Genomic DNA, 24284 nt, shown 5'->3' on the forward strand with positions numbered 1-24284 from the left:
GGCACAGCCCCAAAGACCCCGGTGCCGCGCAACGGTCACCAGAGGCGCCGACCCCGGCCCCGCTCAAACCCCGTCAGGGCCGCCAGCACCCGTCCGGCGCCAGACCGAGCAGGTCGATCGCGTTGCCGCGCACCAGCCGGTCCACCACATCGGGCGCCAAGTGCCCCATCTGCGCCTCGCCGACCTCCTTCGACTTGGGCCACGTCGAGTCGGAGTGCGGGTAGTCGGTCTCGTAGAGGACGTTCCCGACGCCGATCGAGTCCAGGTTCTTCAGCCCGAACGCGTCGTCGAAGAAGCAGCCGAAGACGTGGTCGGCGAAGTACTCGGACGGCGGCTTGCGCACCTTGTCGGCGACGCCGCCCCAGCCCCGGTTCTCCTCCCAGACCACATCGGCGCGCTCCAGGATGTACGGGATCCAGCCGATCTGCCCCTCCGCGTACATGATCTTCAGGTCCGGGAACCGCTCGAACTTGCCGCTCATCAGCCAGTCGACCATCGAGAAGCAGCAGTTGGCGAAGGTGATCGTCGACCCGACGGCCGGCGGCGCGTCCGGCGACGTCGAGGGCATCTTGCTGCTGGACCCGATGTGCATCGCGATGACGGTCCCGGTCTCCGCGCACGCCGCGAGGAACGGGTCCCACTCGTCCGTGTGGATGGACGGCAGCCCGAGATGCGGCGGGATCTCGGAGAACGCCACCGCCCGCACCCCGCGCGCGGCATTGCGCCGCACCTCGGCCGCCGCAAGTTCCGGGTCCCACAGCGGTACGAGGGTCAGCGGTATGAGCCGCCCCTGCGCCTCGGGCCCGCACCACTCGTCCACCATCCAGTCGTTGTACGCCTGGACGCCGAGCAGACCGAGCTCCCGGTCCTTGGCCTCGGTGAAGGTCTGCCCGCAGAAGCGCGGGAACGTCGGGAAGCAGAGGGCGGACTGGACGTGGTTGACGTCCATGTCGGCGAGCCGCTCCGGCACGCTGAACGACCCCGGCCGCATCTGCTCGTACGTGATGACTTCGAGCTTGATCTCGTCCCTGTCGTAGCCGACCGCCGTGTCGAGCCGGGTGAGCGGCCGGTGCAGGTCCTCGTACACCCACCAGTCGCCGATCGGCCCGTCGTCGCCGGGCGCGCCCATGACCGGCGCGAACTTCCCGCCCAGGAAGGTCATTTCCTTCAGGGGGGCACGGACGATCCGGGGTCCGGTGTCGCGGAACTTCTTCGGCAACCGGTCCGACCAGACGTTCGGCGGCTCCACGGTGTGGTCGTCGACGGAGATGATTCGCGGGAAGTCAGCCGATTCCAGAGGGGTTTGTGCGTTTCGAGTGCTTTCTGTCTCCGTGGTCTCCATGGGCTCACGGTAGCGCTGATCTGACGACCCGTCAGCTAGTGGGGGCGCAGTGGTTCCCGATGGCTTACGCGTGAGGTCTCTGTGATGGGTGCCTTCCATGGCTGACGTTTCCGTCAGGAACAAGGCAAACTGACGGCAGTCGTCTTTGATGTGCGCGCAACACGGCGCGCCGGTTGGACGGCGCGACAGAATGACGTGCGCGCGATGACGCGTGCGGACGTGGCGGCAGGGAGCAGCGAAGATGGTCGGTGGACCGCGGGTACCGGAGCAGCGGCGCGCCGCCCTGCCCGAGGACCCCTCGGACGCGGCCCCGGCCGCGGGCGCCGACCTGCGCTTCAGCGTGCTCGGACCGGTCCGCGCCTGGCGCGGCGACGAGCCCCTCGCCACCGGTTCCCCGCAGCAGCGCGCGCTGCTCGCCACCCTCCTGCTGCGCCAGGGCCGCACGGCGACGGCGGCCGAACTCATCGACTCCGTATGGGGCGAGGAACCCCCGTCGCAGGCGCTGGCCGCGATCCGTACGTACGCCTCGCGGCTGCGCAAGATCCTCGGCCCCGGCGTCCTGGAGACCGAGGCGGGCGGCTACGCGCTGCGGACGCGGCCGGACGCGCTCGACCTGGCGGCGGCCGAGGAACTGGGATCGCGGGCCGAGCGGGCGCGGCAGGCCGCCGACCTGTGCCTGGCGCGGACGCTGGTGAACGAGGCGCTGGACCTGTGGGACGGCGAGCCGCTGGCCCACGTACCGGGTCCGCACGCGGAGACGGAGCGCGCCCGCCTCGAGGAGTGGCGCCTCCAACTCCTGGAGACCCGGCTCGACATGGACCTGGAGCAGGGCTGCCACGCGGAGGCGATCTCGGCGCTCACCGCCCTGACCGCCGACCACCCGCTCCGCGAGCGCCTGCGCGAACTCCTCATGCTGGCGCTCTACCGCTCGGGCCGCCAGGCCGAGGCCCTCGCCGTCTACGCGGACACCCGCCGGCTCCTGGCCGACGAGCTGGGCGTCGACCCGCGCCCCGGCCTCTCCGAGCTCCAGCAGCGCATCCTCCAGGCGGACCCGTCCCTGGCCGAGCCCTCGGCGCAGCCGCCCGAGCCCACGCAGACCCCGCAGCGCCCGGCGCAACTCCCCGCCACGGTGCCGGACTTCACGGGCCGCGCGTCCTTCGTGACGGAACTCGGCGACACCCTCGCCGCCGCGTCCTCCGAATCGGGCGCGGGCTCCGTGATGGCCGTCTCGGCGGTGGCCGGCATCGGCGGCGTCGGCAAGACCACCCTCGCCGTACACGTGGCGCACGCGGCGCGCGCCGCGTTCCCCGACGGCCAGCTCTACGTGGACCTCCAGGGCACGAGCCCGCGCCCCGCCGAGCCCGAGACGGTCCTCGGCTCCTTCCTGCGCGCCCTCGGCACCGCGGACTCGGCGATCCCCGAGTCCCTGGAGGAGCGCTCGGCGCTCTTCCGCTCGACCCTCGACGGCCGCAGGACCCTGGTCCTGCTCGACAACGCGCGGGACGCGGCTCAGGTCAGACCGCTGCTGCCGGGCACGGCGGGGTGCGCCGCGCTGATCACGGGCCGGGTGCGGATGGTCGACCTGGTGGGCGCGCACCTCGTCGACCTCGACGTGATGTCCCCCGACGAGGCGCTGCTCCTGTTCACCCGCATCGTGGGCGAGGAACGGATGACGTCGGAGCGCAAGGCGGCCCTCGACGTCGTCGCGGCCTGCGGCTTCCTCCCGCTCGCGATCCGCATCGCGGCCTCCCGCCTCGCGGCCCGCCGCACCTGGACGGTCTCGGTCCTCGCCGCCAAGCTGGCGGACGAGCGCCGCCGCCTCGACGAGCTCCAGGCCGGCGACCTCGCCGTCAAGGCCACCTTCGAACTCGGCTACGGACAGCTGGAGCCCGCCCAGTCCCGGGCCTTCCGCCTCCTGGGCCTCGCGGACGGCCCCGACATCTCCCTCGCGGCGGCCTCCGCGGTCCTCGACCTCGACATCGAGTCGACGGAGGACGTCCTGGAGTCCCTGGTCGACACCTCCCTCCTGGAGTCCGCCGCCCCCGGCCGCTACCGCTACCACGACCTCGTCCGGCTCTACGCGCGTGCGTGCGCGGAACGCGACGAGACGAGCGGGGAACGGGAGTCCGCACTGTCACGACTCCTGGACTTCTATCTGGCGACGGCAGCGGGCGTCTACGCGATCGAACGGCCGGGAGACCGCCTGGTCGATCACGTCGCACCGACGAACCACCCTGGCCTCTCCTTCCAGGACCAGACAGTTGCCCTGGACTGGCTGTTCGCCGAGTCCGAATGCCTCTTGTCCTGCGTCCAGCAGTCGCTCCGCGCGGATCTGTTGCAGCGGGCGGCGAGCCTCATCCTCGTGGCCAAGGACCTGTCCGAGTCGGGAGCGAGCTCGCTGCGGTACGAGCGAGCCGCTGTCGCTCTGCGCGACAAGGCCCGCGAGCTGGGCGATGCCGTCGCGGAGGCGCGGGCGCAGACGACGCTGTCCCAGGTCTGGGCCTTCGCGGGACGGTTCGACGAGGCGGAACAGGCAGCCGCGGCTGCGATGGACCTGGATGTCTCCTCGGACCCCTGGTCGAACGGCCACGCGCCGCACGAGCGCGGCATCATCGCCTTCTACCGCAACGACCTCGACCAGGCGGACGCCCATCTGCGGACGGCGCTGGAGAACTTCCGGGCGGACAAGAACACACCGGGCGAGGCCAGCGCCCTCTGCAACCTGTCCCGCATCCACCTGTCGCAGGACAGGACCGACAGCGCCATAGAACTCGCCGGGCAGGGGATCGAGATCTACGACCGTCTCGGCACGGCCCTGCGTCTGGCCAACGGACGGTACGCCCTCGGCCTGGCCCTGACCGCTGCGTGCCGGTACGGCGAGGCACTCGACCAACTCACCGCGGCGCTCGGCATCTTCCGCGAGAACCGCCAGCCCTTGTGGGAGGGGGTCACGCACCTTCGGCTTGCCGAGGTGCATCTCGCGGCCGGGCGGGCGCCGCTCGCCGCCGCCCACGCCGAGCAGGCCATCGCCTTGCGCGGCATCGGTGGGGAATGGCGGCGCGGCGGCATACTGACCGTTCTCGGCAAGTCGTTGGCGATGCTCGGCCAGCCGGACCGCGCACACGCCTGCTGGAGCGAGGCCCTCACCATCTACGAGCGCCTCGGCTCCCCCGAGGCCGCCGAGGTTCGGACGTTGATGAAGCCCGTCGCGGCTTAGGGCCCCTCCGAGCAGCCGTTCATCATTCGTTTATCGCGGCACGCCACTCTCTTGTGTGCCGACCCGTCGCGTCGGGGGGCAGACGGATTGGCGGTCGGGCCGGCCGTTACGGTAACGGCCCACGGTGAACGCCCGGCAACCCACGGGGGAGTTGCCGGGCGTTCATCCTCCGCACGCACGCCACTCACGGGAGGGATCATCGCCATGAGCGACAAGATCAAGCCGCAGGACAGCCACATCTCGAGCGAGGAGCTCGACGACGTGAAGCCGCTCGACAGCCACATCTCGAGCGAGGAGAAGGAAGAGATCGAGCCGCAGGACAGCCACATCTCCGGCGGCACCGTCACTCCGCAGGACTCGCACATCTCCAGCGAAAAGGCATAGAAGCCACTCCTGGGACGGGGATCGGCCGCGGCGGACCGGAGGGGGAACCGCCGCGGCCGAGGCGTGTCCGGGACGGCTTCGAGCCAATCAGTGGCCGAGGTCCGGGCCCCAGCCCGGATCTCTGTCATGTCGCCCCGCGCGCCAGCACCCGCCCCTCCGCCACCGGCAACCCCTTGTCCCACCAGTGGTCGTAGCGCCGGTACGCTCCCGGATCCCGCCCCGTCAGCAGGCCGGACACACCCCGCGCCTCGGCCTCCAGGGCGGACCACGTGCGTTCCGGCAGCGGGTGGAACGCGCCCACCTCCACGCCGCCGCCGTCCGGAGCGAGCCGCCAGACCCCGGCCACGTAGCCGTCGACAAGGACCGTCGGCAGCACGTCCCCGTTCACCCGCGTCACATGCTTGCGGTACTCGGGCGGCAGCACCCGGCCCCGGTCCGCGTAAGCCAGCAGGGTGCTGTCCCACATCGCCATCAGCCGCGGGGGCGCGGGCAGTTCGGGGTCGGGCAGCTCCCCGCCGGGCACGTCGTACAGCTCCTCGCCGCCGGGACCGGTCAGCCGCCGCAGATCCTCGTCGAGCGCCGCCCGCACCCGCCCCTTCTGCACGAGGCCGAACTGCGCGATGTCCGCCACCGACGCCGGGCCGAAGCCCGCCAAGTAGCGCCGGACCAGGACCCGCAGGCCGCCCTCCATCGCCTCGGGATCCCGCAGCGCCGGCCGCCGCCCACACTCCGCCGCCACGAACAACTGCCGCTTGTCGGAGGCGTACGACCACGGCGCACCGGCGACCGGCGCGTGCCACAGCGGCGCGTACTGGCGCAGCATCCGGCAAGCCGTCACGAGCCCGTCCCCCGCAACCCGCCCCGTGAACCAGTCCGTCAACTCGCCTGCTGTACGCGGCCGTTCGGCCACCCGCAGCAGCTCGGGCAGCAGCCCGTCCGCGTCCTCCGCCACCAGACCCGACGCCCGGAACCGCGGATCCCCAAGGCGCGCGCCCCGCACCGTCGGCTCCACCGCGGCCCGGAAGTCCCGGTAGTCGTCGACGTGCACCGCGTGCAGCGTGATCCGCATCAGCGTCGACTTCACCGCCCGGAACCCGCCGAACACCGCGTCCAGGTCCCCCGGTTCGAACCCCGCCACCCGGTTCCACAGCGCCACATACGGCGAAGCGGGCTGCTGCGCCTGGAGCGCGACAACCCGCCGTAGTGCCTCCTCGGCCCCGACGTCGGCCCGGCCCAGCAGCAACTGCCTGGCCAGGGTCGACCTGTTGAGGCCCCGCGCGGAGATCGAGTTCGTGGTCATGCCGGAATTCTTCCGGCCCGGACCACCCCGCGCACCCCGAAACGTCAGTCCAGCTTGCGAGCCACCTCCGTGGCCCAGTACGTGAGGATCATGTTCGCGCCGGCCCGCTTGATGCCGAGCAGCGACTCCATGATCGACTTGTCCCGCTCGATCCAGCCGCGCTCCGCCGCCGCCTCGATCATCGCGTACTCGCCGCTGATCTGGTACGCCGCCACCGGCACGTCGGACGCGTCGGCGACCCGGGCCAGGATGTCGAGGTACGGGCCCGCCGGCTTCACCATCACCATGTCGGCCCCCTCTTCGAGGTCGAGCGCCAGCTCCCGCAGGGACTCCCGGACGTTGGCCGGGTCCTGCTGGTACGTCTTGCGGTCTCCCTGGAGCGAGGAGCCGACGGCCTCACGGAACGGGCCGTAGAAGGCGGAGGAGTACTTCACCGTGTACGCGAGCACGGCGACGTCCTCGCGGCCGATCTGGTCCAACGCGTCCCGGATGACGCCGATCTGACCGTCCATCATGCCGCTCGGGCCGACGATGTGGGCGCCCGCGTCCGCCTGGACCTGCGCCATCTCCGCGTACCGCTCCAGCGTCGCGTCGTTGTCGATCCGGCCCTGCTCGTCGAGGACGCCGCAGTGGCCGTGGTCCGTGAACTCGTCCAGGCACAGGTCCGACATGACCAGCAGGTCGTCGCCCACCTCGGACCGCACGTCCCGCAGCGCGAGCTGGAGGATGCCGTCGGGGTCGGTACCGACCGTGCCCCGGCCGTCCTTCTTCTCGTCCAGCGGCACGCCGAACAGCATGATCCCGGAGACGCCCGCCTCGGCGGCCTCGGCCGCGGCCTTCTTCAGCGAGTCACGGGTGTGCTGGTACTGGCCCGGCATGGAGCCGATCTCCACCGGGGCGTCGATGCCCTCGCGCACGAACGCCGGAAGGATCAGGTCGGAAGGATGCAGCCGCGTCTCGGCGACCATGCGCCGCATGGTCGGCGTCGTCCGCAGCCGCCGGGGCCGCGAACCGGGAAATGAACCGTACCGAGTCACCAAGATCTCCTCGAACTACGTACAACCACCGGGGGCGAACGCGTCCCGCCCCGCCTTGGGCACCGCACGGGGCGCTGCCCCGCCTTGGGCAATCTGCCTTCCCCAAGCTCTCGAACAACCTCGAGCAGGGGATGCCCCATCGGGCGGCAGGGTGGGCAAGGCGGCCCCCGGTGCCGCGCAACGACACCAGGGGGCCCGCCCCGTTGCAGATCTACGGAGCCGCGCGCCGCCGCCGCGACCCGGGCCGCCGCTCGCTCGGCCGCGTCACCGGATCCCCCGCCTCGATGGCGGCAGCCCTCCGCTTCGCGCCGAAGTCGGCAAGCGCCGCCGCCAGCTTCAGCACCGACGGCTCGGGCGCCATCACATCGACCCGCAGCCCGTGCTCCTCGGCCGTCTTGGCCGTCGCCGGACCGATGCACGCGATCACCGTGACGTTGTGCGGCTTCCCGGCGATACCGACCAGGTTCCGCACCGTCGACGACGACGTGAAGAGCACCGCGTCGAAGCCACCACCCTTGATCGCCTCACGCGTCTCCGCCGGCGGCGGCGACGCCCGCACGGTCCGGTACGCCGTGACGTCGTCGACCTCCCAGCCCAGCTCGATGAGCCCGGCCACGAGCGTCTCCGTCGCGATGTCGGCACGCGGCAGGAAGACACGGTCGATCGGGTCGAAGACCGGGTCGTAGGGCGGCCAGTCCTCAAGAAGACCCGCGGCCGACTGCTCACCGCTCGGCACCAGGTCCGGCTTCACACCGAAGGCGATGAGGGCCTGCGCCGTCTGGTCGCCCACCGCCGCGACCTTGATCCCGGCGAAGGCACGGGCATCGAGCCCGTACTCCTCGAACTTCTCGCGGACGGCCTTGACCGCGTTCACCGAGGTGAAGGCGATCCACTCGTAGCGGCCCGTCACCAGGCCCTTGACCGCACGCTCCATCTGCTGCGGCGTACGCGGCGGCTCGACCGCGATGGTCGGCACCTCGTGCGGCACCGCACCGTAGGAACGAAGCTGGTCGGAGAGCGAGGCCGCCTGCTCCTTCGTCCTGGGGACGAGCACGCGCCAGCCGAACAGCGGCTTCGACTCGAACCAGGACAGCTGGTCGCGCTGGGCGGCGGCACTGCGCTCACCGACCACGGCTATGACCGGCCGGTTGCCCTCGGGCGAGGGCAGCACCTTGGCCTGCTTCAGGGTCTGCGCGATCGTGCCGAGCGTCGCCGTCCACGTCTTCTGCCGCGTCGTCGTACCGGCGACCGTCACCGACAGCGGGGTGTCGGGCTTGCGGCCCGCCGCCACCAGCTCACCGGCCGCGGAGCCCACCGCGTCGAGCGTCGTCGACACGACGACCGTGCCGTCGGACGCGCCGACCTCGGTCCAGCAGCGCTCGGACGCGGTGGCCGCGTCCACGAACCGGACGTCGGCACCCTGCTCGTCACGGAGCGGCACACCGGCGTACGCGGGCACGCCCACGGCCGCCGCGATGCCCGGCACGACCTCGAAGGTGATGCCACCGGTCGCGCAGGCGAGCATCTCCTCGGCCGCGTACGTGTCGAGGCCCGGGTCGCCCGTGACCGCACGCACGACCCGCTTGCCGCCCCGCGCGGCCTCCATGACAAGATTGCCCCAGTCCCTCAGAGCCGGGACCGCAACGGCAGTTGACGAGCCGTCAGCGGCCGCCGCACGCTCCGGGGCGCCCGTGGCGTCGAGGACGGTCACGCCGGCCTTGGCATGCGTCCGCACGACGTCGAGCACTTCGGGCTCGGCGATCAGCACATCCGCTCGGGACAGGGCCTCCACGGCCCTGAGGGTCAGCAGCCCCGGATCTCCGGGGCCCGCACCCAGGAAGGTGACGTGCCCAGGTGCACAGGCGGTCGATACTGCGGTGGTGGGGCTCATCGTGCTCGCTCCCCCATCAGACCGGCCGCACCCTTGGCCAGCATCTCGGCGGCGAGTTCCCGCCCGAGAGCCAGCGCCTCGTCGTCCGACGAGGGCACGGGACCGGTGGTGGACAGCTGCACCAGCTCGGAGCCGTCGGTCGAGCCGACGACGCCGCGCAGGCGCATTTCCTTGACAACCTGCCCGTCGACCAGCAGGTCGGCCAGTGCACCCACAGGTGCGCTGCAACCGGCCTCCAGGGCGGCGAGCAGGGATCGCTCGGCGGTCACGGCGGCCCGTGTGAACGGGTCGTCCATCTCCGCGAGCATGGCCACGAGTTCGCGCTGGTCGGCGGCGCACTCGATGGCCAGTGCCCCCTGGCCGGGGGCGGGCAGAATCATGTCGGTCGGGAGGAACTCGGTGACTTCCTCGCTGCGACCGGTGCGGCTGAGACCCGCGGCCGCGAGGACCACCGCGTCCAGCTCGCCCTTCTCGACGAAACCGATCCGGGTGTCGATGTTCCCACGGATCGGCACCGTCTCGATCCGCATGCCATGGCTGCGCGCGTACGCGTTCAGCTGCGCCATGCGACGCGGCGATCCGGTGCCCACACGGGCACCCGCCGGGAGATCGGTGAACTTCAGTCCGTCGCGCGCGATCAGCACGTCACGCGGGTCCTCGCGCTCCGGCATCGCGGCGACGACCAGGCCGTCGGGCTGCGCGGTCGGCAGGTCCTTGAGCGAGTGCACCGCGAAGTCGACCTCGCCCCGGGCGAGCGCGTCGCGCAGCGCGGTGACGAAGACACCGGTGCCGCCGATCTGCGCGAGGTGCTCGCGGGAGGTGTCACCGTACGTGGTGATCTCCACCAGCTCGACCTCGCGGCCGGTCAACTGCTTTACCGCTTCGGCCACATGCCCGGACTGGGCCATGGCCAGCTTGCTGCGCCTGGTGCCCAGCCTCAGGGCTTTCTCGGCGGTCATGCCGGGCCTCGATTCTTGCCTTCTGCTTCGTGGGGGGTGGCCCGGGAGACGGCCGCGACCGTCTCCTGGTCCAGGTCGAACAGGGTCCGCAGGGCGTCCGCGTACCCGGCACCGCCGGGCTCGGCGGCGAGCTGCTTGACCCGTACGGTCGGCGCGTGCAGCAGCTTGTCCACCACGCGCCGCACGGTCTGGGTGATCTCCGCGCGCTGCTTCTCGTCGAGCCCGGGGAGCCGGCCGTCGAGCCGGGCGATCTCGCTGGCCACCACGTCCGCGGCCATCGTGCGCAGCGCGACGACGGTCGGCGTGATGTGCGCGGCCCGCTGCGCGGCGCCGAACGCGGCGACCTCGTCGGCCACGATGGTCCGCACCAGGTCGACGTCGGCGGCCATCGGCGCGTCGGCGGAGGCGTCGGCGAGCGACTCGATGTCGACGAGGCGGACCCCGTCGATCCGGTGCGCGGCCGCGTCGACGTCACGCGGCATCGCCAGGTCGAGCAGGGCGAGCGCCACCTGTCGTACGGGCTCGGGGGCGCGCTCGCGGCGCATCTCCGGCACCCGTCCGACGACGGCGAGGGCGGCGATGGTCTCGGCCTCCGAGGCCTGGACCGGGCGGACCTGCTCGCGGGGCGCGTTGTCGACCCAGGCGCCGTGCTGTTCGAGCGCGGCGGCGTCGAACCCGGCGACCGCGGCCTCGCCCTCGACGGAGAAGCCGCCGCGCACGGTCTCGGCGACCGGTCCCGCCTCCCCGGCGGGCCTGCCGGGGACGGGGGCCGGAGCGCCCGGCACCTCGGCGCCCGCGGTCGGCGTGCGACCGGCGACGGCGGAACGTATGGCATCGGCGGTGAGGACGAGACCGGTGGCGCCGGTGCAGGAAATCGCGACGTCGGCACGTGTCAGTTCGTCCGCCACCGCGTCCATCGGGACGGCACGGGCGGCCGTGCCCGCCTCGGTCAGGATCTCCACGAGGCGGTCGGCGCGCTCCATCGTCCGGTTCGCGACGACGACCTCGGCGACCCCGGCCCGCGCGAGCGTGGCGGCAGCCAGCGATGACATCGAACCGGCGCCGATCACCAGCGCACGCTTGCCCTGCGCCCACGCGTCCACCGGCTGCCCGGCGGCGAGCTGCTCCAGGCCGAACGTGACGAGCGACTGCCCGGCCCGGTCGATCCCGGTCTCCGAGTGGGCGCGCTTGCCCACCCGCAGCGCCTGCTGGAACAGGTCGTTGAGGAGCTTGCCCGCGGAGTGCAGCTCCTGGGCGCGCGCGAGGGTGTCCTTGATCTGGCCGAGGATCTGGCCCTCGCCGACCACCATCGAGTCGAGCCCGCACGCCACCGAGAACAGGTGGTGCACCGCACGGTCCTCGTAGTGCACATAAAGATAAGGAGTGAGCTCTTCGAGACCCACGCCACTGTGCTGCGCGAGCAGCGTCGACAGCTCGGCGACACCGGCGTGGAACTTGTCCACGTCCGCGTACAGCTCGATGCGGTTGCAGGTGGCGAGCACCGCGGCCTCGGCTGCCGGTTCGGCGGCCAGCGTGTCCTGAAGCAGCTTGGCCTGGGTGTCCGCGTTCAACGCGGCGCGCTCCAGGACGCTGACGGGGGCGCTGCGGTGGCTCAGACCTACGACGAGGAGGCTCATGCCGGCATCACGGCGGGCACGTCCCCGTCGGGTCCCTTGCGGTCGTCGTTGTTCTTCTCGCCGTTGTTCTTCTCGACGGCGGGCTTGGTGACCTTGGCGGCCGGGCCCTCGACGCCCACCGCGCCCTCGGCCGCGGCGGCACCGTCGTCGGGCGCCTCGCCGGCCTTGCGCTGCTCGTGGAAGGCGAGGATCTGCAGCTCGATGGAGAGATCGACCTTGCGCACGTCGACACCGTCCGGAACGGAAAGGACGGTCGGCGCGAAGTTCAGAATGGAGGTGACACCGGCGGCGACGAGCCGGTCGCAGACCTGCTGCGCGGCACCGGCCGGGGTCGCGATGACGCCGATGGAGACGCCGTTCTCGTCGATGATCTTCTCGAGGTCGTCGGCGTGCTGCACGGCGATGCCCGCGACGGACTTGCCGGTCATCGCCGGGTCGGCGTCGATCAGCGCCGCGACGCGGAAGCCGCGGGAGGCGAAACCACCGTAATTGGCAAGCGCCGCACCGAGGTTGCCGATACCGACCATCACGATCGGCCAGTCCTGGGTCAGGCCGAGCTCGCGTGAGATCTGGTAGACGAGGTACTCGACGTCGTAGCCCACGCCACGGGTCCCGTACGAACCGAGGTACGAGAAGTCCTTGCGCAGCTTCGCGGAGTTGACCCCCGCGGCGGCCGCGAGCTCCTCGGAGGAGACCGTGGGTACCGAGCGTTCCGACAGAGCGGTGAGGGCTCGGAGGTACAGCGGAAGCCTGGCGACGGTGGCCTCGGGAATTCCTCGGCTGCGGGTCGCCGGTCGGTGAGTTCGGCCAGTTGCCACGGTGCTCCTGCGGGTAGAGCGGGGCTGTGGGCGGCACCCTGCTACTCGACCGCCCCGTCGAATGCAGGCTATGTCTTTGTGAACGCGTGCACAAAGATGGTGTCCGATTTGCCCGGCCAACGTGACCGGGCTCACGCACGCCCCGCGCGCCTCCCTGGAACCGGAGCGCAGGTAGCGTCGTTGCTCACCTGTGGGGGCCAAAACGGCACACTCTCCTCAACGTTGCCAAGATCCACGCCCCCGAGACCAAAACCGCCCCCGATCCTAAGCGACTTTTGGGACCAGTTGGACTCGTCGGTCAGTGACTTGTACGACCGGACCGGGGCCGGCCGCGACCGATCCGGGGGTGCCGTACGCGGTCCGTCACCGCGTGAGCGCACGCCGCAGCCGCTCCTCCTGAACGCGCCAGAAGTCGTGCTGCGCGCCGTCCACGAGAACGACCGGGATCTGTTCCCAGTACTTGCGGTACAGCTCCTCGTCCTCGGTGATGTCCTTCTTCTCCCAGGACGCTCCGACCTCGGCGCACACCTTCTCGATCACCACCTGTGCGTCGTCGCACAGATGACAGCCCGGCTTGCCGATCAGCGTGACGATCCGCTCACGCGGATCCTTCTTCTCGCGGTTGCGAAAAATGGGACTCATACCGGCCATTCTCGCCCCACACAAGGCCCTCCCGTCGCCGAGAATTCACACGCGGACAGGCTCCCGAAACCCGCTCGACTCCGGAACCCCCGAACAGACTGGCTATGCTCACGACATGTCCCGCCCGTCTCCCGACCACCACCCCGGTAGGAGGCACTTCGTGCCGCAGCATGGAATGGGATGGCTCACACCCCGTAGGCGCTCCGCCACCGCGCGGAGCGTGCTGGCAGGCGAGGCTTCGGCCGAGGCCGCCCGCAAGTCCTCCCAGGAGCTGGCGGACCAGTCGCCACCGGTCGACGACGAGGTCCAGGAACCGGAGTTCCCGGTCGCGGGCGACGACAAGGCCGCCGCCTTCTTCGACCTGGACAACACCGTGATGCAGGGCGCGGCGATCTTCCACTTCGGCCGCGGCCTCTACAAGCGGAAGTTCTTCGAGCGCCGCGAACTGACCCGATTCGCCTGGCAGCAGGCGTGGTTCAGGATCGCCGGCGTCGAGGACCCCGAGCACATGCAGGACGCGCAGAACAGCGCCCTGTCCATCGTGAAGGGCCACCGCGTCGCCGAGCTGATGTCCATCGGCGAGGAGATCTACGACGAGTACCTGGCGGAGCGGATCTGGCCCGGCACCCGCGCCCTCGCCCAGGCCCACCTGGACGCGGGCCAGAAGGTCTGGCTGGTCACCGCCGCCCCCGTGGAGATCGCCACGGTCATCGCCCGCCGCCTCGGCCTGACCGGCGCGCTCGGCACGGTCGCCGAGTCCATCGGCGGGGTCTACACCGGCCGGCTCGTAGGCGAACCGCTGCACGGCCCCGCGAAGGCCGAGGCCGTCCGTGCGCTGGCCTCCGCCGAGGGCCTGGAGCTCGGCCGCTGCGCCGCGTACAGCGACTCGCACAACGACATCCCGATGCTCTCGCTCGTCGGGCACCCGTACGCGATCAACCCGGACACGAAGCTGCGCAAGTACGCCCGCGAGCGCGACTGGCGGCTGCGGGACTACCGCACGGGCCGCAAGGCCGCGAAGGTCGGGCTCCCCGCCGCGGCCGGCGTCGGCGCGGTCGCGGGCGGTACGGCGGCGGCGATCGCGCTGCACCGGCGCCGGCGCTGACGCTGACGACCGGTCACCGACGGACACCCGGCGGCCCGGGACGACATTCCGAACGTCTTACCCGTGTCCCGCTCCCGCCAGTCCCTCAAGTACCACTCGGCCACAACACGTCACCACCAGAGCCGGAACTTGAACGTAATCGATCAACAAGTGGTCACTCTCTGGTACTTGAAACGCCTCCGAGCGACTACAGAAGTGACGTAATCGGTGATTTGAGCAACTGGGTGTAGTGCTCCCTGCACGAAGCGTTATTCTCCTCAGACGCAAACCGGTACCCACGCGTCAGCACGACGGGTGAACGGTCCCGCACTGCACGTGATGGAAGCTCTGCCTCTGGGAGTCCCGTGTACCCACACGTCGGGGTTGACGCCTCGGGCCTGGCTACGCTGCACGCGACGGTCGTGGACCGCCTGCGCGGTTTCGTCCCCACCGCGTACGCCGTCCCCGCCCTCGCCGCCGCCGCAGCGTCGGCCGTGCCTGCCCCTGCCTCGCCATGTTTCGCCATGGCCGATTCGACCGCGGCCACCGTCGGCAGACGGGCGCGCTCCGGGTCCGCCGGCGCCTCGGGCACCGCCGCCAGGTCGGCCACCCCTACGGCCCGCCGTCCCGCGGCCGACAGCGACAGTGCCCGCATGATGGATCTGGTCGAGCGCGCCCAGGGGGGCGAGGCCGACGCGTTCGGCCGGCTCTACGACCAGTACAGCGACACTGTGTACCGCTACATCTATTACCGCGTCGGCGGCAAGGCGACAGCGGAGGACCTCACCAGTGAGACCTTCCTGCGCGCGCTGCGCCGCATCAGCACGTTCACCTGGCAGGGCCGTGACTTCGGCGCCTGGCTGGTCACGATCGCGCGCAATCTGGTCGCCGACCACTTCAAGTCGAGCCGCTTCCGCCTCGAAGTGACCACGGGCGAAATGCTCGATGCGAACGAGGTGGAGCGTTCCCCCGAGGACTCGGTCCTGGAGTCCCTCTCCAACGCGGCCCTGCTCGACGCCGTGCGCCGCCTCAATCCTCAGCAGCAGGAGTGCGTCACGCTGCGCTTCCTGCAGGGCCTGTCCGTCGCCGAGACCGCTCGCGCGATGGGCAAGAACGAGGGCGCGATCAAGACCCTCCAGTACCGGGCGGTGCGCACCCTGGCGCGCCTCCTGCCGGACGACGCCCGCTGAGCCGGGCGCCCTTTATTCACCCCTGGCTCCGTCACTGCCCGCAGTCCTCAACTCACCTACGGTGAAAGCGAGATGGGATCGCGCCCGGATCATATTTCGCGCGTAACCGAAGTGCCGAGCCGCTCGTTGTGCGGGATGCAGGCTCCCTGTGGTCACTCCCGATCGGGATGCACTCACTCGTTGGTGTGCATCCGGGACCGGGGGTGCAACCCCAGGACCCCCTGGGGAGTCGACCGTCATGATTGAGAGGAGGTGCCGCCAGTGATCGCGAACGTATCGGCACACCGGCGGGCGAACGCCTTCGCCCAGGCCCTGGAGGACCAGTCCGACCAGGACCCGGCGGCGCAGCAACCGGAAGAAGAACCGGCCGGCCGGCGCGGCGATGCGGCAGCGGCGGCCGAGGAGGGCGGGCTGCTGTCCCTGGCCGCGGCTCTCGGCGAGCTGCCGAAGCCGGAGCTGGATCCCGAGGTCAAGGTGGTGCAGCGGGCCCAGCTCGTCGCCGCCATGGAGGCCATGGTCCAGGAGGGCGGCGCGCCCGCCGCCGTACCGAAGCAGCGCCAGGGCAAGGGCGCCCACCGGGCGAGTCCGCTGCGCAAGCTGCGGCCCCGCTCCCGCCTGACCAAGGGCATCGCGGCCGGCGGGCTCACGGTCGGGGTGGCCGCGGGCGCGTTCAGCGGTGTGGCCGCGGCCTCGTCCAGCGCGCTGCCGGGCGACCACCTCTACGGCCTGAAGCGCGGCATGGAGGACCTCAAGCTGGGCATGGCGCACAGCGACTCCGACAAGGGCCAGGCCTACCTCGACCAGGCGTCGACGCGGCTGAGCGAGGCGCGTCGGCTCATGGAGCGCGGCCGTACCGGACAGCTCGACCACGAGTCCGTGGGCGAGGTCAGGCGCGCGCTCTCCGGAGTGCAGTACGACGCCTCCGAGGGCCACCGGCTGCTCAGCGACGCGTACAAGCGCGACGGCGCCCTCGGCCCGATCCAGGCCCTGTCCACCTTCTCCGACGCGCACAGGCAGAGCTGGACGGCCCTGAGCGACCGCCTGCCGGTCCAGCTCGGGGACGTGCGGGACCAGGTCAGCTCGGTCTTCGACGCCATAGACGAAGAAGTCGGCCCGCTGCGCTCCCTGCTGCCGCGGACCCCGGACGAGAAGGGCGCCGCGACGAGCCCGGACACCAGCGAGGACGGTACGTCGCCGCGGACCCCGGGCAGCCACAGCTCCACGCCCTCCGGCTCCGGCTCCGGCTCCCAGGACGACAGGACGTCGACGAAGCCGAAGCCGTCCACGTCCACCGGCAAGGACGAGGAGGGCCTGCTCGGCGAGAACACGGGCGGCCTGCTCGACCCGCCGAAGGACAAGAAGACGCCGAGCCCCTCGGACGACAGCCCGGGCTCCAACACCGGCACGGGCTCCCCGAAGCCGGACGTGACGGTGCCCCCGCTGCTCCCGGGCCTGCTGCCGGGCCTGGGCGTCGACGGCGAGGACGCGAAGTAGTACACCGCGCGGCAGTCAGGGCCCGAGGCTTGCCTCGGGCCCTGACTCGTGCTCACTCGTTCAGAATCCGCCCGACCCGGCCACCCCAGGGAAGCCGCGTCAGAAGAACACCGACCGCCGCTGCACCAGCAGTTTGTAGAGCGTGTGCTGGATCTGTTCCCTGACCTGGTCCGTCAGGTTGAACATCAGCATCGGGTCCTCCGCCGCCTCCGGCGGATAGCCGTCCGTCGGGATCGGCTCGCCGAACTGGATCGTCCACTTCGTCGGCAGCGGCACCGCGCCCAGCGGCCCCAACCACGGGAACGTCGGCGTGATCGGGAAGTACGGGAAGCCGAGCAGCCGGGCGACGGTCTTGGCGTTGCCGACCATCGGGTAGATCTCCTCCGCCCCGACGATCGAGCACGGCACGATCGGCGTCCCGGCCCGCAGCGCCGTCGACACGAAACCGCCCCGCCCGAAGCGCTGCAGCTTGTACCGCTCGCTGAACGGCTTGCCGACCCCCTTGAAGCCCTCCGGCATGACGCCGACCAGCTCACCGCTCTCGAGCAGCCGCTGCGCGTCCTCCGCACAGGCCAGCGTGTGCCCGGCCTTGCGCGCCAGTTCGTTGACCACCGGCAGCATGAACACCAGGTCGGCCGCGAGCAGCCGCAGATGCCGGTTCGCCGGATGGTTGTCGTGCACGGCGACCTGCATCATCAGGCCGTCCAGCGGCAGCGTCCCCGAGTGGTTGGAGACGATCAGGGCCCCGCCCTCGGACGGGATGTTCTCGATGCCCTTCACCTCGACCCGGAAGTACTTCTCCGCGACCGGCCGGAGCAGCGACATCAGGACCTGGTCGGTGAGCTCCTCGTCGTAGCCGAACTCGTCGACGTCGTAATCCCCGGTGATCCGCCGCCGCAGGAACGCGAGCCCGCCCGCGATCTTCCGGTCCCAGCCGCCGCCCCGCGACGACCCGTCCGGCCCCTTCGGCCCGGGCTCGGACTCGGGTTCGGCCTCCGGCTCCTGCAACGGCCGCACCTCCCGTACGGCCACGGGTTCGCTCTTGCGGCGCGCGCCGGCCCCCGGGCCCCGGCCGCGACGCGCGGCACCCTTGGCCGCCGCCCCTCGCGACCTGTCGTCGTCGAACGGAATGACCTTGGCGTCCGCCATCGTTGATGCGCTCCTCAGTTGGCGCTCTGCGTCGGGAGGTGGCTGAGAGCTGTGCGGCCGGCACCGCCCAGGAAGGGCAGCGCGGCGATCCGGTCCACGGCCCCCGCGAGGGCCTGCGGCGGCAACAGGCCCGGGCCCCGGCCGCGTACGAACTCCGCGAACGCCTCCGCGGTCGTGTGCTTGGGCGCAAAGCCGAGTGTGTCGCGCATCTGGGCCGTCGACACCATGCGTCCGTGCGTGAGCAGCCGGATCTGCTCGGGCGAGAAGTCCGTCACCCCCAGCGTACGCAGCGCGCCGCCCACCCAGGTCACTGCGGGAAGCAGGACCGGGACCGTCGGCCGGCCGAGCCGCCGCGAGCACTGCGACAGCAACAGCACACCGTCGCCCGCGACGTTGAACGTGCCGCTGTTCAACGTCCCCCGGGCCGGCTCGTGCGAGGCGATCCGCAGCACCTCGATCACGTCGTCCTCGTGCACGAACTGGAGCCGCGGGTCGTAGCCGAACACGGTCGGCAGGACCGGCAGCGAGAAGTACTCGGCGAGCGGCGAATCCGCGGTCGGCCCCAGGATGTTGGCGAAGCGCAGCACGCACACCGCGACATCGGGGCGGCGCCGGGCGAACCCGCGCACATACCCCTCGACCTCCACCGTGTCCTTGGCGAAGCCGCCGCTCGGCAGCGACTTCGGCGGCGTCGTCTCGGTGAACACGGCGGGATCGCGCGGAGCGGACCCGTACACATTGGTGCTGGACTTCACCACCAGGCGCTTCACGTTCGGCGCCTTCTGGCACGCGCCGAGCAGCTGCATCGTGCCGATGACGTTGGTCTCCTTGACCGCGCCGCGGCCACCGCTGGCCAGCGGGGTCCCGGTCACGTCCATGTGCACGACCGTGTCCACGGCGTACTCGGCGAGCACCCGCGCGATCGTCGGCTGCCGGATGTCGGCCTGGAGGAAGTCCGCGCCGCCCAGATGGTGCGCGGGCGGCACGGCGTCCACCCCGATCACCCGGTCCACCTCGGGGTCCCGCTGGATCCTGCGTACGAACCGGCCGCCCAGCTGTCGGGCCACCCCCGTCACGAGCACGACCTTGCCCAAGATCAGCGCCTACCTTCCGTCCCAGCCCCGCCGCGCTCCGCAATCACTGCCTGCGGGCCACGTTAGCGGTTCGATGTTGCGCTGTGATGTCTGCTCGATGCAGGAAGTGACGACGGCCACACAACGCAATGTGGCCCTCCCACCGGATGGTGAAAGGGCCACAAGGCGCGCTGTACAGCAGCTGTCGCTTACTTCTTGTTGCGACGCTGCACACGCGTACGCTTCAGCAGCTTGCGGTGCTTCTTCTTCGCCATCCGCTTACGCCGCTTCTTAATGACAGAGCCCACGACTACCCTCGCTCACTTCTCGGACAACCCCCGCATAGCGGAGACAATCACTCGGTGCGGGGCTGCATTGGGGCCCACACGACCTACGGGGGGCTAGCCTACCCCGCCCCGAGTGCCGAGCAGAAATCGAGGTCCGCAGGATCCTGTGGATCAGCCGGCGTCCACCCCCACGTAAGAGTCACGGAGGTACTCGTGAACCGCGTTCTCCGGGACTCGGAAGGACCTCCCCACTCGGATCGCGGGCAGATGACCGCTGTGCACCAAGCGGTACACGGTCATCTTCGATACACGCATCACCGCGGCGACCTCCGCCACGGTCAGGAACGCCACCTCGGATAGAGGCCTCTGGTCAGCAGCCATGACACACCTGAACCTTCCGCACTCGACGGCCACCGGCTTCCCCTTCCGGTGACTCAACGTCGTTGCGTGCTCACTCCCCAATGTAGAGGCGGGTGATGCGAGTGGGGAAGAGGAGCAGCGATCGGCCGCCTACTGTGACAGACACGCTCGATTGAGTACATAGCGAGTAAGCGGTCGGTAGTAATCAGACCGCACAGCGTCATCAAGTGGAACGACGACGGACACCTGCCCCTCGGCCTCACCGACGAACAGGGCAGGATCGTCCGTATCGGCCAGACCGATGGCGTCGAACCCCAACTGACCTGCACCGCAGACCCATCCGTGGTCCCCGATGACCAACTCGGGCAGCTGCTCGCCGGCCTCCGAGAGCGCACCCAGCACCAGGCGAACCGGGAGTGGGGAATGGGTGTGTGCGCCGGTCTCACTTCGCACCGGGTACGCGCCCGGTTCCCGCATCAGCGCGACTCCCCGGTCGTAGTCGAGGTTGTACGTGCGTAGGCCGAACCGGGTCGTTATGTCGACACTCCGGCCCTGCGCGGGGGTGAGGACGGGGCAGCCCACCGCCGACAGGGCGTCCGCCAACGCGGCGTAGAAACCGAGCAGTCGATGCGGGTGGCCCGTCCCGAACAGCACCGGGGAACGGCTCTCCGCGGCCCTGCCGAGGCGCTCCGCAAACGCGTCGAGCGCGGCCAACGTCCGTTCCGGATCGATGACATCGTGCCCCGTGCGGTGCCCGGGGTCCCGGGAGACCCCGCACTTGTCCGCCATCAGCGCGAGCAGATCGCGGTGCCCCCACGCCCACTCGGGATCGAGCCCGAGCATCACTCGCGGATCCCGCGCCTCGAACAGGCGGTAACTGCGCAGACTCTCCTCGCGGGAGGTCGCCACGGGCCCGGCAAGCCGAGCCGCCAACAAATGCGCCCGCAGGGCGCCGACGCTCAACACCCTTGCGATGTTGCTCCATCGCCCTCACCGGGGCCCCGCTTTCCCGTGAAACACCCCACGGTCGGAGTAACACGCCACGGGTGGGAAGCCGCGGTTGCGGCTGAGTAATTCAAGCCCCTGCGGCGATTGAGCAGCGGGGTCCGGGGCGGAGCCCCGAGGCCGTCACGCCGGTGCGGGCGTATCGAGCGCGGTCGGCCGTCACCGCCTACGGCAACAGCCCCCGGAGCGGATACACCGACTTGCGGGTCGCCAGGATCGCCTGGTCGAGCCGGTCCGCCGGGTCGTACCCCGCCTCCCACTCCCGATACGACACGGGCCACCGCCCATCCGTCATCCGCTGCGGAGCCAACTGCCGCGTACGCGCGAACACTTCCTGCCGCCACCCGTCGGGAATCACCGACTCGGGCGCGACCTCCCGCCCCGCCGCGACCGCCACCAGATGCGTCCAGGACCGCGGCACGACATCCACCACCGCGTACCCGCCCCCACCGAGCGCGACCCACCGCCCGTCCGCGTACTCGTGCGCCCACTCATGACACGCCACCTGCACCGCCCGCTGCGCGTCCAGCGAAACGGCCAGATGCGCCAGCGGATCCTCGAAGTGCGTATCGGCCCCGTGCTGCGTCACAAGCATCTGCGGCCGGAACTCCGCCAACAACTCCGGCACCACCGCGTGCAACGCCCGCAACCACCCCGCGTCCCCGGTCCCCGCCGGCAACGCCACATTCACGGCCGTGCCCTCCGCGGCCCCGTCGGCCCCCGTCTCCCCGGGCCAACCGGTCTGCGGGAACAACGTGCTGGGATGCTCGTGCAGCGAGATCGTGAGCACCCGGGGGTCGTCCCAGAACGCCGCCTGCACGCCGTCCCCGTGATGCACGTCCACATCCACGTACACGACCCGCTCGGCGCCCAGCTCCAGCAACCGCGCGATCGCAAGCGCCGCGTCGTTGTACACGCAGAACCCGGACGCCGCCCCCGGCATCGCATGGTGCAGGCCGCCCGAGAAGTTCACCGCGTGCAGCGCCTGCCCCCGCCACACACTCTCCGCGGCCCCCACCGACTGCCCGGCGATCAGCGCGGACACCTCGTGCATCCCCGCGAAGGCCGGATCGTCCATGGTCCCGAGCCCGTACGCCGGGTCGGCGGCCTCCGGATCGGCCGAAGCCGCCTTGACCGCCTCCACGTAATCCTCGCGATGCACGAGCCGAAGCGTCGACTCCCCCGCGGACTTGGCCGCGACGACCTCCAGCTCCCGGTCGAGCCCGAACGCGTCCACCAGTCTCCGGGTCAGATCAAGCCTGACCGGATCCATCGGGTGTCCGGGCCCGAAGTCATACCCCGCTACCGCCGGGTCCCACATCAATTGCGCGCGGCCGCTCATGCCCGCCACCGTATCGGTCCCCCCGCTCCCGGAACGACGGGGCGTACACCAGCGTCAGCAGCACCAACACCATCGGCACGAGCATCGCCCCGCGATAGCTCCAGGCATCCCCCAGCGCCCCCACGAGCGGCGAACCGATCAGAAACCCGACGTAGTTGAAGATATTGAGCCGCGCGACCGCCGCATCCGACGCCTTCGGGAACAGCCGGCCCGCCGCGGCGAAGGTCTGCGGCACGATCACGCACAACCCGAGCCCCAGCAACGTAAAGCCCAGCATCCCCACCCAGGCACCCGGCGCCACAGCCACCACACCGAACCCACCGGCAGCCACCACCGTCCCGAGCCGCACCACGGCCACGGCCCCGAACCTCCGCACCCCCACATCCCCGACGGCCCGCCCCACCAGCGTCATCACCATGTAGACGTTGTACGGAACGGTGGACAGCTGCTCCGAACTCCCCAACACGTCCTGGAGGTACTTTGCGCTCCAGTTCGAGACGGTCGAGTCCCCGATGTACGCGAAGGACATCACCAGGCACAGCGGAAGCAGCACCTTGAAGACGACCTGACCGCCCGCCTCCCGCTCCTTCGCGGACTCCTCCCCGCCAGCCGGCCGCCCGTCCACGTACCACCGGCTCCCGACGAGACACAGCGGCAACAGCACGCAGGCCACCGGCAGATACAGCACGAACAGCGTCAGATCCCAGTGCGCCCCGACCCACGCGAGCGACGCCCCGACGATCCCGCCGAGGCTGTACGACGCGTGGAAGCCGAGCATGATGCTCCGCCCGTACGCCCGCTGGAGGCTGACGCCGAGCATGTTCATCGAGGCGTCGAGCGCCCCCACGGCCAACCCGAACGCGGCGAGCGCCACGGCCACTTCGGCCACCGAGTCCCCGGCCCCGACCCCGAGCAGCGCCAGCAGCACGACCGGCTGCGACCACCGCAGCACCCGGCTCGGCCGCACCCGCTTCACCAACTGCTCGGTGCCTACGCTCCCCACCCCGGCCAGCACCGGTACCGCCGCCAGGAACACGGGCAGCAGGGCGTCGGATATCCCGTACTGGTCCTGAATGGCGGGGATCCGGGTCACGAGCAGCGCAAAGGCGGCCCCCTGCGCGAAGAAGCTGAACCCCAGCGTCCCGCGGCCCCACCGCAGCCGCCCACCCGCCGTGCCGGCCGTCCCTGCTGTGCCATCGGTCATGGCGGCACAGCGTATGCCTCCGCCCTACCCGTGGGTAGATGGATCACAAAACCATGGGCCGACCGTGACCTCAGCCCAGCAGCCGGGGCAACTCCCGCATGTCGTCGAAGAGTTCACCGGCCCCGCCGAGCCGCTCGGGCGGCGTCATCGCGGTGAACCCGTACACATCCATCCCGGCGGCGACGGCTGCCTGCACACCGAGCGGACTGTCCTCGACGACCAGGCACTTCTCCGGCGGAACGCCCATCCGTTCAGCGGCGTACAGAAACAGGTCGGGCGCCGGCTTCCCCCGCCCCACATCCTGCGAGCTGAAGATCCGCTCGTCCCCGAACCACTTGTCGAGCCCGGTCTTCCGGTGCCCGACACGAATCCGCTCATGACTCCCGGAGGACGCGACGCAGTACGGCACCCCGTCCGCCGTCAGCCTCTCCAGGACCTCGACGACCCCGTCGACCGGCTCCAGCTCCCGCTCGAACGCCGCGAACACCCGCGCATGAAAGACCTCGTCGAAATCCTCGGGAAGCCGCTGCCCGGTCCGCTCGAGGACCACGTCGTGCACGCGGTGCATGGCGGCCCCCATGTAGTCCCGCAGGGATTCCTCGTACGAGGTCGGGTGCCCCAGCTCCGTGAGATAGCCGGCCAGGAGCGTATTGGAGATCGGCTCACTGTCGACGAGTACACCGTCGTTGTCGAAGATGACGAGGTCATAGCGCATGCCCATGACTTCGACCCTAAACGCAGAAAAGCCCGGACCGTATCCCGGTCCGGGCTTTTCTTTAAAATTAGTTCGGCGGCGTCCTACTCTCCCACAGGGTCCCCCCTGCAGTACCATCGGCGCTGTGAGGCTTAGCTTCCGGGTTCGGAATGTA

Annotated in this window: 21 protein-coding genes and 1 rRNA gene; 5 read left to right on the forward strand and 17 right to left on the reverse strand. The window is 70.8% G+C overall.

Annotated features, from left to right (window positions below):
- Positions 1-73: 73 nt before the first annotated feature.
- Complete coding sequence (locus ACIA8D_RS35665; RefSeq protein WP_399238493.1) at positions 74-1342, reverse strand: amidohydrolase family protein; 1269 nt, start codon at positions 1340-1342, stop codon at positions 74-76.
- A 241-nt stretch (positions 1343-1583) separates the two neighbouring features.
- Between ACIA8D_RS35665 and ACIA8D_RS35670 the strand changes: the two genes are divergently transcribed.
- Together ACIA8D_RS35670 and ACIA8D_RS35675 are read left to right on the forward strand one after the other, a co-directional pair.
- The gene (locus ACIA8D_RS35670) at positions 1584-4559 is read left to right on the forward strand and encodes a BTAD domain-containing putative transcriptional regulator (RefSeq protein WP_399238495.1); all 2976 of its coding nucleotides are present in this window, start codon (positions 1584-1586) and stop codon (positions 4557-4559) included.
- 204 nt (positions 4560-4763) lie between these two features.
- Positions 4764-4943 (forward strand): hypothetical protein, encoded by a 180-nt coding sequence (locus ACIA8D_RS35675; RefSeq protein ID WP_399238497.1) that lies wholly within the window; start codon positions 4764-4766, stop codon positions 4941-4943.
- Between the two features lie 124 nt (positions 4944-5067).
- Here the strand turns inward: ACIA8D_RS35675 and ACIA8D_RS35680 are convergent, their stop codons facing one another.
- From ACIA8D_RS35680 to ACIA8D_RS35710, 7 genes are all read right to left on the reverse strand, one after another.
- Positions 5068-6243 (reverse strand): winged helix DNA-binding domain-containing protein, encoded by a 1176-nt coding sequence (locus ACIA8D_RS35680; RefSeq protein ID WP_399238499.1) that lies wholly within the window; start codon positions 6241-6243, stop codon positions 5068-5070.
- Positions 6244-6287: 44 nt separating this feature from the next.
- Complete coding sequence (gene hemB, locus ACIA8D_RS35685) at positions 6288-7280, reverse strand: porphobilinogen synthase (protein ID WP_399238501.1); 993 nt, start codon at positions 7278-7280, stop codon at positions 6288-6290.
- A gap of 211 nt (positions 7281-7491) precedes the next feature.
- Positions 7492-9171 carry a uroporphyrinogen-III synthase gene (locus ACIA8D_RS35690; RefSeq protein WP_399238503.1) on the reverse strand — a complete coding sequence of 560 codons (1680 nt, stop codon included), beginning with the start codon at positions 9169-9171 and terminating at the stop codon, positions 7492-7494.
- The gene (hemC, locus tag ACIA8D_RS35695; RefSeq protein ID WP_399238505.1) at positions 9168-10130 is read right to left on the reverse strand and encodes a hydroxymethylbilane synthase; all 963 of its coding nucleotides are present in this window, start codon (positions 10128-10130) and stop codon (positions 9168-9170) included. Before hemC ends, ACIA8D_RS35690 begins: the two co-directional genes overlap by 4 nt.
- Positions 10127-11767 (reverse strand): glutamyl-tRNA reductase, encoded by a 1641-nt coding sequence (locus ACIA8D_RS35700; protein WP_399238507.1) that lies wholly within the window; start codon positions 11765-11767, stop codon positions 10127-10129. The genes hemC and ACIA8D_RS35700 overlap by 4 nt, the downstream gene beginning before the upstream one ends.
- The gene (locus tag ACIA8D_RS35705; protein ID WP_399238509.1) at positions 11764-12585 is read right to left on the reverse strand and encodes a redox-sensing transcriptional repressor Rex; all 822 of its coding nucleotides are present in this window, start codon (positions 12583-12585) and stop codon (positions 11764-11766) included. The genes ACIA8D_RS35700 and ACIA8D_RS35705 overlap by 4 nt, the downstream gene beginning before the upstream one ends.
- A gap of 363 nt (positions 12586-12948) precedes the next feature.
- Entirely contained in the window at positions 12949-13236 is a 288-nt protein-coding gene (locus ACIA8D_RS35710; protein ID WP_399238511.1) for a glutaredoxin family protein, read from the reverse strand.
- Between the two features lie 106 nt (positions 13237-13342).
- Between ACIA8D_RS35710 and ACIA8D_RS35715 the strand changes: the two genes are divergently transcribed.
- The 3 genes from ACIA8D_RS35715 (at position 13343) to ACIA8D_RS35725 (ending at position 16995) form a co-directional block, all read left to right on the forward strand.
- Complete coding sequence (locus ACIA8D_RS35715) at positions 13343-14332, forward strand: HAD family hydrolase (protein ID WP_399238513.1); 990 nt, start codon at positions 13343-13345, stop codon at positions 14330-14332.
- Positions 14333-14676: 344 nt separating this feature from the next.
- Positions 14677-15501 (forward strand): ECF subfamily RNA polymerase sigma factor, BldN family, encoded by an 825-nt coding sequence (locus ACIA8D_RS35720; protein WP_385760890.1) that lies wholly within the window; start codon positions 14677-14679, stop codon positions 15499-15501.
- A 261-nt stretch (positions 15502-15762) separates the two neighbouring features.
- Positions 15763-16995, forward strand: a complete 1233-nt coding sequence (locus ACIA8D_RS35725) for a DUF5667 domain-containing protein (protein WP_399238515.1) — start codon at positions 15763-15765, stop codon at positions 16993-16995.
- Positions 16996-17094: 99 nt separating this feature from the next.
- On the opposite strand, the gene ACIA8D_RS35730 is transcribed toward ACIA8D_RS35725, so the two are convergent.
- The 9 genes from ACIA8D_RS35730 to rrf all read right to left on the reverse strand — a co-directional run.
- Positions 17095-18144 carry a lysophospholipid acyltransferase family protein gene (locus ACIA8D_RS35730; RefSeq protein WP_399238517.1) on the reverse strand — a complete coding sequence of 350 codons (1050 nt, stop codon included), beginning with the start codon at positions 18142-18144 and terminating at the stop codon, positions 17095-17097.
- Between the two features lie 14 nt (positions 18145-18158).
- Positions 18159-19238 carry an NAD-dependent epimerase/dehydratase family protein gene (locus ACIA8D_RS35735; protein ID WP_399238519.1) on the reverse strand — a complete coding sequence of 360 codons (1080 nt, stop codon included), beginning with the start codon at positions 19236-19238 and terminating at the stop codon, positions 18159-18161.
- Positions 19239-19426: 188 nt separating this feature from the next.
- Positions 19427-19525, reverse strand: coding sequence for a 30S ribosomal protein bS22 (locus ACIA8D_RS35740; RefSeq protein ID WP_003948845.1), 99 nt, complete (start codon positions 19523-19525; stop codon positions 19427-19429).
- 150 nt (positions 19526-19675) lie between these two features.
- The gene (locus ACIA8D_RS35745) at positions 19676-19885 is read right to left on the reverse strand and encodes a helix-turn-helix domain-containing protein (protein WP_266711274.1); all 210 of its coding nucleotides are present in this window, start codon (positions 19883-19885) and stop codon (positions 19676-19678) included.
- Between the two features lie 129 nt (positions 19886-20014).
- Positions 20015-20830, reverse strand: coding sequence for a phosphatase (locus ACIA8D_RS35750; protein WP_399238521.1), 816 nt, complete (start codon positions 20828-20830; stop codon positions 20015-20017).
- 205 nt (positions 20831-21035) lie between these two features.
- Positions 21036-22211: an acetoin utilization protein AcuC gene (locus ACIA8D_RS35755; protein ID WP_399238523.1), complete on the reverse strand. Its 1176-nt coding sequence runs from the start codon at positions 22209-22211 to the stop codon at positions 21036-21038.
- Positions 22162-23415 (reverse strand): MFS transporter, encoded by a 1254-nt coding sequence (locus ACIA8D_RS35760; protein WP_399238525.1) that lies wholly within the window; start codon positions 23413-23415, stop codon positions 22162-22164. The genes ACIA8D_RS35755 and ACIA8D_RS35760 overlap by 50 nt, the downstream gene beginning before the upstream one ends.
- A 70-nt stretch (positions 23416-23485) precedes the next feature.
- Entirely contained in the window at positions 23486-24130 is a 645-nt protein-coding gene (locus tag ACIA8D_RS35765) for an HAD family hydrolase (RefSeq protein ID WP_399238527.1), read from the reverse strand.
- A gap of 70 nt (positions 24131-24200) precedes the next feature.
- Positions 24201-24284, reverse strand: a 5S ribosomal RNA gene (rrf, locus tag ACIA8D_RS35770); the annotation flags it as partial.

This window comes from Streptomyces sp. NPDC051684 (genome assembly GCF_044453445.1).
Taxonomy (GTDB): Bacteria; Actinomycetota; Actinomycetes; order Streptomycetales; family Streptomycetaceae; genus Streptomyces.